This is a genomic window from Acinetobacter sp. DMC2 (assembly GCF_056314305.1).
This window is the reverse complement of sequence record NZ_JBQUYP010000007.1, coordinates 294,831-307,656: the sequence shown is the minus strand read 5'-3', so window position 1 is coordinate 307,656 and position 12,826 is coordinate 294,831. Positions and strand designations below refer to the sequence as shown.

Annotated in this window: 8 protein-coding genes; 1 reads left to right on the top strand and 7 read right to left on the bottom strand. The window is 40.6% G+C overall.

The window, feature by feature from the left end:
- The 4 genes from ACT53H_RS16685 to ACT53H_RS16670 all read right to left on the bottom strand — a co-directional run.
- A partial coding sequence (locus tag ACT53H_RS16685) for an Ig-like domain-containing protein (RefSeq protein ID WP_476009693.1) occupies positions 1 to 3,455 on the bottom strand: 3,455 nt, incomplete at its 3' end.
- Between the two features lie 457 nt (positions 3,456 to 3,912).
- The gene (locus ACT53H_RS16680; protein WP_004789435.1) at positions 3,913 to 5,415 is read right to left on the bottom strand and encodes a cation:proton antiporter; all 1,503 of its coding nucleotides are present in this window, start codon (positions 5,413 to 5,415) and stop codon (positions 3,913 to 3,915) included.
- A 240-nt stretch (positions 5,416 to 5,655) separates the two neighbouring features.
- Positions 5,656 to 6,555: a KPN_02809 family neutral zinc metallopeptidase gene (gene ypfJ / locus ACT53H_RS16675; protein ID WP_353158330.1), complete on the bottom strand. Its 900-nt coding sequence runs from the start codon at positions 6,553 to 6,555 to the stop codon at positions 5,656 to 5,658.
- Between the two features lie 26 nt (positions 6,556 to 6,581).
- The gene (locus tag ACT53H_RS16670; RefSeq protein ID WP_353158333.1) at positions 6,582 to 7,511 is read right to left on the bottom strand and encodes a DUF808 domain-containing protein; all 930 of its coding nucleotides are present in this window, start codon (positions 7,509 to 7,511) and stop codon (positions 6,582 to 6,584) included.
- 207 nt (positions 7,512 to 7,718) lie between these two features.
- Here ACT53H_RS16670 and trpS point away from each other — a divergent pair, with 207 nt between their 5' ends.
- A complete protein-coding gene (gene trpS / locus ACT53H_RS16665) occupies positions 7,719 to 8,732 on the top strand; it encodes a tryptophan--tRNA ligase (protein ID WP_476009692.1) in 1,014 nt (337 codons plus the stop codon).
- Positions 8,733 to 9,140: 408 nt separating this feature from the next.
- On the opposite strand, the gene sucD is transcribed toward trpS, so the two are convergent.
- From sucD to lpdA, 3 genes are all read right to left on the bottom strand, one after another.
- On the bottom strand, positions 9,141 to 10,031 hold the full coding sequence (gene sucD, locus ACT53H_RS16660; protein ID WP_003655479.1) for a succinate--CoA ligase subunit alpha: 891 nt from the start codon (positions 10,029 to 10,031) through the stop codon (positions 9,141 to 9,143).
- Positions 10,032 to 10,045: 14 nt separating this feature from the next.
- Positions 10,046 to 11,212: an ADP-forming succinate--CoA ligase subunit beta gene (sucC, locus tag ACT53H_RS16655; RefSeq protein ID WP_003655470.1), complete on the bottom strand. Its 1,167-nt coding sequence runs from the start codon at positions 11,210 to 11,212 to the stop codon at positions 10,046 to 10,048.
- Positions 11,213 to 11,359: 147 nt separating this feature from the next.
- Positions 11,360 to 12,793: a dihydrolipoyl dehydrogenase gene (lpdA, locus tag ACT53H_RS16650; RefSeq protein ID WP_004789427.1), complete on the bottom strand. Its 1,434-nt coding sequence runs from the start codon at positions 12,791 to 12,793 to the stop codon at positions 11,360 to 11,362.
- Between the last annotated feature and the right edge of the window lie 33 nt (positions 12,794 to 12,826).

Below are 12,826 nucleotides of genomic sequence, written 5' to 3'. Positions count from 1 at the left end.
ACCGGTGCATTTGGTGCAGTGGTATCAATCGTTACCACAGCTGTATCTGTTCCTGCATTACCTGCAGGGTCAGTTGCTGTCACGGTAATGGTATGTGGACCGTCTGTTAATGCAGGCAGTGTATTGTCTGCAAGGGTCCAGGTGCCGTCACCATTGTTGGTCGCTGGATAGTTCACACCATCCACTGTCACCACAACGGTTGCAGTTGGGTCACTTACCGTACCTGTTAAAGGCGGTGTACTGTCATTGGTTAATAGATCATTAAGAGCGACTGTCGGTGCAAGCGCATCCACAATACCTGTTGCAGGTCCTGATGTATTGCCTGCAGGATCTGTTGTAACTGCCGTAACTTCATCACCATCATTAAGACCTGGGTTCGGCACAGTCCAACTACCATCCGGTCCTGCTACAACGCTTGCTGTACTACCGTCAGGATAAGTCACTGTTACTGTTGAACCAGGTTCTGCTGTACCCGTAATCGGGTCTGTCCCGTTAACCGGATCAATTACTGGTGCATTCGGTGCAGTGGTATCCACTGTCACGACAGCAGTATCGCTACCCACGTTGCCTGCTGCATCTGTTGCAGTCACGGTAATCGTGTGTGGACCGTCTGTTAATACAGGCAGTGTATTGTCTGCAAGGGTCCAAGTACCGTCACCATTGTTGGTCGCTGGATAGTTCACACCATCCACTGTCACCACAACGGTTGCAGTTGGGTCACTTACCGTACCTGTTAAAGGCGGTGTACTGTCATTGGTTAATAGATCGTTAAGAGCGACTGTCGGTGCAAGCGCATCCACAATACCTGTTGCAGGTCCTGATGTATTGCCTGCAGGATCTGTTGTAACTGCCGTAACTTCATCACCATCATTAAGACCTGGGTTCGGCACAGTCCAACTACCATCCGGTCCTGCTACAACGCTTGCTGTACTACCGTCAGGATAAGTCACTGTTACTGTTGAACCAGGTTCTGCTGTACCCGTAATCGGGTCTGTCCCGTTAACCGGGTCAATCACTGGCACATTCGGTGCAGTGGTATCCACTGTCACGACAGCCGTATCACTACCCACGTTGCCTGCTGCATCTGTTGCAGTCACGGTAATGGTATGTGGACCGTCTGTTAATACAGGCAGTGTATTGTCTGCAAGGGTCCAAGTACCGTCACTATTGTTGGTCGCTGGATAGTTCACACCATCCACTGTCACCACAACGGTTGCAGTTGGGTCACTTACCGTACCTGTTAAAGGCGGTGTACTGTCATTGGTTAATAGATCGTTAAGAGCGACTGTCGGTGCAAGCGCATCCACAACACCTGTTGCAGGTCCTGATGTATTGCCTGCAGGATCTGTTGTAACTGCCGTAACTTCATCACCATCATTAAGACCTGGGTTCGGCACAGTCCAACTACCATCCGGTCCTGCTACAACGCTTGCTGTACTACCGTCAGGATAAGTCACTGTTACTGTTGAACCAGGTTCTGCTGTACCCGTAATCGGGTCTGTCCCGTTAACCGGATCAATTACTGGTGCATTCGGTGCAGTGGTATCCACTGTCACGACAGCCGTATCACTACCCACGTTGCCTGCTGCATCTGTTGCAGTCACGGTAATCGTGTGTGGACCATCTGTTAATACAGGCAAGGTATTGTCTGCAAGCGTCCAGGTGCCGTCACCATTGTTGGTCGCTGGATAGTTCACACCATCCACTGTCACCACAACGGTTGCAGTTGGGTCACTTACCGTACCTGTTAAAGGCGGTGTACTGTCATTGGTTAATAGATCGTTAAGAGCGACTGTCGGTGCAAGCGCATCCACAACACCTGTTGCAGGTCCTGATGTATTGCCTGCAGGATCTGTTGTAACTGCCGTAACTTCATCACCATCATTAAGACCTGGGTTCGGCACAGTCCAACTGCCATCCGGTCCTGCTACAACGCTTGCTGTACTACCATCAGGATAAGTCACTGTTACTGTTGAACCAGGTTCTGCTGTACCTGTAATCGGGTCTGTCCCGTTAACCGGGTCAATCACTGGCACATTCGGTGCAGTGGTATCTACTGTCACGACAGCAGTATCCGTACCCACATTGCCTGCTGCATCTGTTGCAGTCACGGTAATCGTGTGTGGACCATCTGTTAATACAGGCAAGGTATTGTCTGCAAGCGTCCAGGTGCCGTCACCATTGTTGGTCGCTGGGTAGTTCACACCATCCACTGTCACCACAACGGTTGCAGTTGGGTCACTTACCGTACCTGTTAAAGGCGGTGTACTGTCATTGGTTAATAGATCGTTAAGAGCGACTGTCGGTGCAAGCGCATCCACAACACCTGTTGCAGGTCCTGATGTATTGCCTGCAGGATCTGTTGTAACTGCCGTAACTTCATCACCATCATTAAGACCTGGGTTCGGCACAGTCCAACTACCATCCGGTCCTGCTACAACGCTTGCTGTACTACCATCAGGATAAGTCACTGTTACTGTTGAACCAGGTTCTGCTGTACCTGTAATCGGGTCTGTCCCGTTAACCGGGTCAATCACTGGTGCATTTGGTGCAGTGGTATCTACTGTATAAGTTTGCGTATCTTTAACAGTGCTGCTATTACCTGCTGCATCCGTAAACGTTACAGTAGCATCAATAGTTTGATCTGGATCTGCTTTTAAACCGCTACCCGGTACGCTTACACTCCATGTGCCCGCATTCTTATCTACTATCGCATTATAAGTCACACCATTAATTACAACAGTTACCACAGTATTTGCTGCATCTGCTGGAATATTTTTCAAAATACCAGTAATCGTGACATTACCTGCTGCCTCTGAGGCATTAAGTACATTATCTGATGTAACTGAATTAACAGAGAAAGTTACCCCATCTGTATTTGGTGGAGTCGTATCGGTAGGTGTTGAAGAGTCATTATTACTATCATGGTTCGATGCTGCGGCAATAATACCACCCGCAACCAATGGGATAGCCCATAACCATGGGTTTATGCCACCGTCGTGATAAAGCAATGGTTCAATTGAAGAAATAGGCTGATAAATAACATCAGACACCAACTCTTGTGGTGCCTCTGCAGGTAAAGCCGCTGGTAAATCTTCAGCTACGAGTGCTTGTGGCTCAACATCACTGTCGGCATCAGCATCGGCGTCAGCGTCAGCGTCAGCATCATTTTCAGCATCTTTGAATTTTGCCCAGATTAACTGTCCATTTTCGTCTTGAAAAACAAGGCTGTTATCTTTAGGCTCAGCTGTTCCACTGAAAAAGCCTTCAATAACAATTGTCTCGCCATTTTTAAGGCGAATGACTGCATTGGTTCCCTCCCTATTCACTACCAATACATCACTGGCAGCCACTTTTACTAATACCACCGATGCTTCTGTAAGCGATGCGGAAGTTCCCTTGATGGTTGACAAGGTGTCGTGACTATCCTTGGCAATAATTTGTATTTCAGGCATATCTGTATTCCTTTTATATTATTGATTTAAATGATTTTATGTATAATTCTTTTTACTTAATGTTTTCAAGTTTTTGACCTACAACTTAAAAACATTAAGTAATGTGATCATTTTTACATTAAACACTTTAAAATAAAAAAAACAAATACTAAAGTACCTATAGAAAAAATTTTAATTAATACAAATTATATATAAGTCTTCTTTAAGTTTTTCTTGTGTTAATTTAACTAAAAATTGCATTAAATGTTTTATATATAAAACAAATTTAATCTTTTATTATTTACCATTTGTTGAAATGTCATTTAATTAAAATATTCATATAACAATTATTAATATCTTAATAAAATAAAATATATTATTAATGATATATATAGAAAAAAAAGGCTTTAGGTAATATTTTACTATTACACTAAAACCTAATTTTTAAATATCTTATAAAATTTAAGACTGCAAATATTTAGAAATTATCAGGACTCTCAAATCGTTTTACTTCTTGTAACTTATTTGGGTCATGCATTGTTGCAATTCCATCTTCAGTTTTTTGATCAACCAGAATATCTGGATTAAAAACTGTGATTGTTTCTCTACCTAGTGCATCCTCTCCAACAATATATTGAAAGCCTCTTCGATTCATCTTATGACACAGTCGCTGATAGAGACCTTTTAAACCTTCGGTTTCTTCATTCGGATTGTAATAGAAAGCATTCATCACAGCTGGTAGGCCTAGACCACATACGATGCCTGATAACAACACACTAATAAAAGTATAGCCAATCAGGATACTGCTATAAGGACTTAATGCAGGAATATTGGCAACCGCCAAAATCAATGCAAGTGAAATCCCCCCTCGTACCCCACCCCAAGATAAAATGGTCAAGCTACCATTATAACTTTTCATTTTCCGCATATTCGGGAAAAAGGCAAAAGCCATGAAGTTGGCTGCAAAACGAGAGATATGTAGGATAAAGAACGCAACAATACCGCCTAAAATTAGGCTAAAGTTTAAATCAAGAATAAATAACTCTAGACCAATTAAAGTAAACAGGAATGAGTTGATGATTCCTTCTACGGTATGCCAAAAATGATTAACTTCTTGAATCTCTCGCTCTTCTCGTATTTCTTTCCATTTGTTTCCAACAATTAAACCACCAATTACACAGGCAATCGGTGCTGATGCATGGGCAAACAAAGCCACTAAATATGCTCCACTCGCAAGCAAAGCTGTTGTCAAAATCAGGGACTCCATTTCGTGTTTACCACGTAATAGACGCAACACCCCTACCCCAAATGCCCAACCAATACCGACCGCAACCACAATTTCATAGAGTAGAGCTTCTAGTGTCGCCATCAACGAGAAATGTTCACCCTGTAAAACATTGAGCAAAGTCATAAACAATGCAATACACATTGCATCATTAAAGAGTGACTCGCCTTCTAGCTTAACAATCAAATGATGCGGTGCACGAATCGAACTAAGTACACCTTTAATACCAATAGGATCTGTTGCCCCTAAAGCTGCACCTAAAAGTAAAAGCACCAGAATTGGCACATGATATCCAACCAGTAGTTGGAACCCGTAGAGCAATCCACCAAATAAAACGGCGCAAATGACTAATGCAATGGTGGCCAAGATACTAATTTGCTTCCAGTAACTTTTTAAATCAGAAATTTTAAATTTAAGTGCTGAAGAAGTTAAAATAAAACAGATGACACCATTAATTAAAAAATCATAAAAATCGATATGGCGCACGGCTTCTTCAATATTATGAATATTAATAGTAATAAACTGGTTACCGTTTAGCAGGCTTGCGCCCCATTGCAAAATAAAGACAAAAATTGCTGAGACCAGTGGCACACCAATAGCCTGAGGAAAGCCTAAAATGCGCTTATTGAAGATCGTGGTTGCGATTGATAGCGCAAAAACCACTGTGAATGCTTGTAGTAGAAAAAAATTACCCATTAATACCCTTCTTCTGGGTCAACGACCAAATAAGTGAAACTTTGTTAGATCGACCAAACTTAATAAAAAACTGGCATGAAGAATGCCATAATCATAAAAAACAGAAATTAGGACACAAGTTTAACGAATTGATTGAACAATCTATCACTCTGTTAAATTTCTTAACATTATTTATAGTTATGATCTAAAAAAACGGATGAGCTTCTTAAACATGTTTAACAAGACTCATCCTAGAAAAGATTAAACTGGATTGTTAAAAGTATCGCATTGGTTAATATCACCAGTTTTTAAACCAACCTGAAACCAGTGCATTCGCTGTTCACTACTACCATGGGTAAAGCTATCTGGAACAACCTGACCTGTTGAGCGTTTCTGTAAATAATCATCTCCAATTTTTTGAGCAGCATCCATCGCTTCTTCAATATCACCTTGCTCTAAAAATTGAGTACGTTGCTGATTATGACTCGCCCAAATACCAGCTAAACAATCGGCTTGCAATTCTTGGCGAACAGATAATTGATTACCTTCTCTTTGGCTCGCTTGTGCACGGGCTTGTTGTACTTGTGAAGAAATACCAAGCAAAGTTTGAACATGGTGCCCTACCTCATGTGCAACCACATAAGCTTGAGCAAAATCGCCTGCCTGATCTTGTCTTGAAAGTTCAGTTTGGTTTTGCTCACCAGAAATTCCCATTTGCTGACGCATATCTTTAAAGAATTCTGTATCGATATAAACCTTCTGGTCTGCTGGACAATAAAATGGTCCCATTGCAGATTGAGCAGTACCGCATCCAGATTGAATCATTCCACTAAATAACACCAATCTTGGTGGCGTATATGTTTTACCTAACTGTTTAAATATAGGAGTCCACGTATCCTCTGTATCAGCCAAAACAGTTCCAACAAAATCAGAGGCTTCTTTTTGCTCGGCTGTTAAACTTTCTGGTGCAGTTGCATTTGACTGCTGTGATGCAGTGACTTGCTGAGTTGCCTGATAAGCTTGTTGTGGATCAACCCCAAAAAACTTCCACGCAACAAATGCAACAACCAAACCAATAATGCTGATACCACCTGCTCTAACACCGCCACCACCTCGACGGTCTTCCACATTGGTACTAATTCGACGACCTTTCCAGCGCATAATTTCCCTCTTATTTTAGAATGGCATCATGAACCCGATGCTTTTTTGGGCCACATTTTTTGTATTAAGTTTACAATTAATAGAACAATTGCACCCGCAACCAATCCTATTCCAAAATTAATTAATGTCGGTGTTAAAGCACCAATAATATTGCCTACCGCTGGTATTGTTTCTACATGATCCACTGTGTTTTCAGTTAAGTGATGAAGTAACGGAATCGTATGATTAATAATCCCGCCACCAACTAAGAACATTGCAATGGTGCCTACGATTGAAAGTAGTTTCATTAAAATAGGTGCAAAAGCTAATAAACCTCGACCTATAGTTTGCTTAAACGAGGTAGTTTGCTTAGTTAAATATAATCCCAAATCATCAATCTTAACAATCATGCCGACTAAGCCATAAACGCCAATTGTCATCACAACAGCAATAATACTGAGTACGCTTACCTTAGTCATTAAACTAGCTGTAGCCACGGTGCCTAAAGAAATGACAACAATTTCAGCCGATAAAATAAAATCTGTTCGAACGGCTCCTTTTACTTTTTCTTTTTCAAAATTTGCTAAATCTAATTCTTCACTATCAAACTCTGCTTTTGCTTCTTCTGATGTAGAAGGTTTTTTATGCATAATGGTATGAAGAACTTTCTCTACCCCTTCATAACACAAAAATAAACCTCCCAACATTAATAGTGGATTAATCAGCCAAGGCGCAATCACACTAATCAACAATGCCAAAGGAACTAAAATAAGTTTATTAACAAATGAGCCCTTAGCCACTTTCCAAACAATAGGAAGTTCACGATCTGCACGAACACCTGTAACTTGTTGTGCATTTAAAGCTAAATCATCACCTAAAACACCAGCCGTTTTCTTTGCTGCCATTTTGCTCATTAAAGCAACGTCATCTAAAATTGTTGCAATATCATCTAGTAGTAAAAGTAAGCCACTTGCCATTTCTTATCCAAGTTTGTATTTATTAGGCTATTGTAAGATGATTTTTTTCAATTTCTGTAATTTTACTGAATAAATTCACAATATTATTTTAAGAAAAGTTTAACCAATCGCTGACGAATTTTTTTTATTTCCCGTACAATAATGCCAATCTTTTATATTGCAGGGCTTACTACCCCTGATTAAGCCAATAAGACAGTGGAATAAATAATGAGTAATCTTGATCAGCGTCCAATTATTTTGACAGGCGACCGCCCAACCGGACAACTTCATCTTGGGCATTTTGTCGGTTCTTTGCGTTCTCGTGTAGGTTTACAGGATAGCCATCATCAACATCTCTTGTTAGCAGATGCACAAGCCCTAACAGACAATGCAGATAACCCAGATAAAGTCCGTCGCAATATTTTGGAAGTTGCTCTAGATTATTTAGCTGTAGGCATTGATCCAACAAAAACCACGATTTGCGTTCAATCATGCTTACCAGCACTGAATGAGCTTACTATGCTCTATCTTAACTTCGTGACGGTTGCACGCTTAGAGCGTAATCCCACCATTAAGTCTGAGATTCAAATGCGCGGTTTTGAGCGTGATATTCCAGCGGGTTTCCTCTGCTACCCTGTTGCACAAGCAGCTGACATTACTGCTTTTAAAGCGACTGTGGTTCCAGTGGGTGAAGATCAAATTCCAATGATTGAACAAACCAATGAAATTGTACGTCGAGTAAACCGTCAGATTGGCCAAGACCTTTTACCTGAATGTAAAGCTTTGCTTTCAAATATGGCACGCTTACCTGGTTTTGATGGCAAGGCAAAAATGTCTAAATCATTAGGTAATACCATTGTTTTAAATGCTTCTGATAAAGACATTAAAAAAGCTGTAAATGCAATGTATACCGACCCAAATCATCTTCGCATTGAAGATCCAGGTCAGGTTGAAGGCAATATTGTATTTACTTACTTAGATGCATTTGACCCAAATAAAGAAGAAGTTGAAGAGTTAAAAACTCATTATCGTCGCGGCGGTCTAGGTGATGGAACTGTTAAAAAACGCCTTGAAGGTGTTTTAAAAGAATTGATTAGCCCTATCCGTGAACGTCGTGAAGAACTTGCCAAAGATCCTGACTACATTATGGATGTTTTACGTCAAGGTACAGATAAGTGTCGTCTTATTACTCAACAGACCTTAGACGAAGTTAAAGATGGTTTAGGATTATTTAAATTCTAATTCCTTTAAAAATTAAAAGCCCTTCGGGGCTTTTTTTATGCTTATTTTATTCATAGCATAATTTTTTAGAATTACTAATGTATTGATAACTATTCACATGCTTTTACCCTATTAACGTGAAGTAACACTTATTAACGCTAATAGCGATGAAGAATTTCTTAACTATCTCTATTATTCATCATGTAGGTTACATGATATGAACCTCACGACATTTCTCCTTAAACCGAAACTGTTTTTACAGATTCGTTGTTCTACGCAATGATCACCCCAATCATTGCGTATTTTTTTGCTTAAATATTTTGTTTCTTTAGAAATTTTATTTTGGATTACTTATTTTTTATTTAATAGATAAAAAAACACCGCATCATTTTCAGATGCGGTGTTTTTTTAAGATTCAGAATAAAGCGATTAAGCTAAACCTTTCTCTTTTAAAACTTGCAACATTGTTGAACCAAGCTCAGCTGGGCTACGAGTGTAAGCCATTCCCGCGCGTTCAAATGCAGCGAATTTCTCTTCAGCAGTACCTTGACCACCAGAAATGATCGCACCAGCGTGACCCATACGCTTACCTTTAGGTGCAGTTACACCAGCAATGTAACCTACTACAGGCTTAGTCACGTTAGATTTGATGAATTCAGCAGCTTCTTCTTCCGCTGTACCACCGATCTCACCGATCATGATGATTGCATCAGTATCTGGATCGTCTTGGAACAATTGAAGAGCTTCGATTTGGTTCATACCTGGGATTGGGTCACCACCAATACCGATACAAGTAGACTGACCTAAACCAAGCTTAGTGGTTTGAGCAACAGCTTCATAAGTCAATGTACCTGAACGTGAGATGATACCAATACGACCTGGTTGGTGAATGTGACCTGGCATAATACCAATCTTACATTCGCCTGGAGTGATCACGCCAGGGCAGTTAGGACCAACTAAACGAGTACCGTTACCGTTAGTTTCTAAGTAGCGTTTTGCTTTAAGCATGTCGATTGTTGGAACACCTTCAGTGATCACAACGATTAGGCCAACACCTGAATCAACCGCTTCAACGATAGAATCTAAAACGAATGGAGCTGGTACATAAATTACAGATGCATCTGCATTTGTTTCACGTACAGCTTCTTTCATTGTGTTGAATACTGGTAAGTCAAGGTGAGTAGTACCACCTTTACCTGGAGTAACACCACCAACAACTTTTGTACCGTAGTCTAAAGCTTGTGCAGAGTGGAAAGTACCGTTTTTACCAGTAAAACCTTGTACCAATACTTTAGTGTCTTTATTAATTAATACGCTCATGATTGATACTCCCCTTACGCTTTAACTGCAGCTACAACTTTTTCTGCGGCATCAGACAAGCCGTTCGCAGAAATTAATTTCAAACCAGATTCATCAAGTAATTTAGCACCTAACTCCGCGTTGTTACCTTCTAAACGAACAACAACTGGAACAGTTACATTTACTTCTTGAACCGCTGCAATAATCGCTTCAGCAATCATGTCACAACGTACGATACCACCGAAGATGTTAATTAAAACACCTTGTACAGATGTATCAGCAAGGATGATTTTGAACGCTTCGATTACGCGCTCTTTAGTTGCACCGCCACCAACGTCAAGGAAGTTTGCAGGCTGGCCACCATAAAGTTTAATGATGTCCATAGTTGCCATTGCAAGACCAGCACCGTTAACCATACAACCGATGTTACCTTCTAAAGCAACATAGTTAAGATCAAATTCAGATGCTTTTAATTCACGCTCATTCTCTTGAGATTTGTCACGTAAAGCAGCAACTTTAGGTAAACGGTAAAGCGCGTTAGAGTCGATACCAACTTTTGCATCTACACATAAAATATCGCCATTTTCACGAACTGAAAGTGGGTTAATTTCGAATAATGCAAAGTCATTTTCTACAAATGCTTGGTAAGCAGCAGCCATAATTTTAACAAATTGGCTGATTTGCTTGTCTTTCAAACCTAAAGCAAACGCAACTTCGCGCGCTTGGAATGGTTGTAAGCCAACTAATGGATCAACTTCAACTTTGATAATTTTTTCTGGAGTTTCTTCTGCAACTTTCTCGATTTCTACACCACCTTCTGTAGAAGCCATGAAAGTAATACGACGGCTAGAACGGTCTACAACCGCGCCCAAGTAAAGCTCACGCTCAACTGGGTATACGTCTTCAGCAACAATGATACTGTTTACTGGTTGACCATTTGCATCTGTTTGATACGTTACTAAACGAGTACCAATGATGTTGTTAGCGAATTCGATAACGTCTTCTTTTGATTTTGCAACTTTAACGCCACCAGCCTTACCACGACCACCAGCATGAACTTGCGCTTTCATTACAGCGAATTTACCACCAAGCTGTTCGAATGCAGCAACTGCTTCGTCTGCATTGGTTGCCAAGATACCTTCTTGTACCGGCATACCATATTCTTTCAATAACGCTTTAGCTTGATACTCATGTAAGTTCATTTAGTTACCTACTTAACTTTGTTTGTTGTCTTCAATTTGCGCAACATTCTCATGTTGTATATGCAAATTGCTGTCTACCTCTATCACCTTGATGTTTTTTTAATCACACCATCAAATGTGAAAAAGAGCGGAGAACCGCTCTTTATTTTATTTACGCTTACGTTGAATCGCGTGAATTGCACGACCATCTACAGCAAGTGCAGCTTCATGAACAACCTCAGAGAATGTTGGATGACCAAATGTCATTAACTGAAGATCTTCAACAGAAGATACAAATTCAAGAGCGATCATACCTTGGTGTACGATATCAGATGCAGCAGGTCCAATGACATGCATACCTAATAAACGGTCAGTTTTTGCATCAGCAACAAACTTAACGAAACCAGCACCTTCACCCGCCGCTAAAGCACGACCATTTACCGCAAAACCGAATTGACCAGTTTTAACTTCATGACCTTTTTCTTTAGCTTGTTCTTCAGTTAAACCAACCCATGCCGCTTCCGGATGTGTATAGATAACAGAAATGATTGTGTCGTAGTTCACTTGAGCTGCATGACCATGGATACGTTCAACAGCCATTACACCTTCTTCCATTGCTTTATGAGCAAGCATTGGACCACGAACTAAGTCACCAATCGCATATACACCTTCTACAGAAGTTGCACAGTAATCGTTTACTTCAACTAGACCACGTTCAGTCAATTTAATGCCTGAATCATCAGCCAATAAACCTTCTGCATAAGCTTTACGGCCTACACAAACGATTAATTTGTCAAAAGTCTGAGTTTTTTCTTCGCCACCTTGAGTGTATTTAACAGTCACTTCACGACCATTAACTTCAGTACCAGCAACTTTAGCGCCAATACGAATATCAAGACCTTGCTTAGTTAAAAGCTTTTGGTACTCTTTTGCCAAAGCTTTATCAGCCATTGGTAAAAATGCATCCATCGCTTCAAATACAACAACTTCAGCACCAAGACGACGCCAAACAGAACCAAGTTCTAACCCGATTACACCAGCACCAATAACACCTAAACGTTTAGGTACTTCTGGGAAGTTTAATGCGCCAGTTGAATCAACAATAATATCTTGATCTACAGGAGCTACTGGAATATTTACAGGTACAGAACCAGACGCAAGAATTACGTATTTAGGTTCTAAAACTTGAGTCTCACCTTCGTGTGAAACAAACTCAACTTTTTTACCAGCAAGTAATTTACCAGTACCTTTTAACCACTCAATACCATTGCCTTTAAGCAATTGATCGATACCACCAGTTAATTGGTCAACAATTTTGTCTTTACGAGCAAGAAGCTTAGCAAGATCAAAATTCACTTCACCTGTAGTAATACCGTGATCAGCTAAATGATGCACTGTATCTTCATAACGATGTGAAGAGTCAAGTAATGCTTTAGAAGGGATACAACCTACGTTTAAGCATGTACCACCTAAAGATGGCTTACCGTTGTGAATACGTTTTTCGATACAAGCGACTTTAAAACCTAGTTGAGCAGCACGAATTGCAGCTTCATAACCACCAGGACCACCGCCAATAACAACAAGATCAAATTGTTGAGACATTGTTTATCTCCATGGTCCGAGATAGAGGATCGC

Bases quoted from the DNA above. Each gene is read 5' to 3' on its own strand.
- ACT53H_RS16680 (WP_004789435.1), bottom strand. From the start codon at position 5,415: ATGGGTAATTTTTTTCTACTACAAGCATTCACAGTGGTTTTTGCGCTA.
- lpdA (WP_004789427.1), bottom strand. From the start codon at position 12,793: ATGTCTCAACAATTTGATCTTGTTGTTATTGGCGGTGGTCCTGGTGGT.
- ypfJ (WP_353158330.1), bottom strand. From the start codon at position 6,555: ATGCGCTGGAAAGGTCGTCGAATTAGTACCAATGTGGAAGACCGTCGA.
- ACT53H_RS16670 (WP_353158333.1), bottom strand. From the start codon at position 7,511: ATGGCAAGTGGCTTACTTTTACTACTAGATGATATTGCAACAATTTTA.
- sucC (WP_003655470.1), bottom strand. From the start codon at position 11,212: ATGAACTTACATGAGTATCAAGCTAAAGCGTTATTGAAAGAATATGGT.
- sucD (WP_003655479.1), bottom strand. From the start codon at position 10,031: ATGAGCGTATTAATTAATAAAGACACTAAAGTATTGGTACAAGGTTTT.
- trpS (WP_476009692.1), top strand. From the start codon at position 7,719: ATGAGTAATCTTGATCAGCGTCCAATTATTTTGACAGGCGACCGCCCA.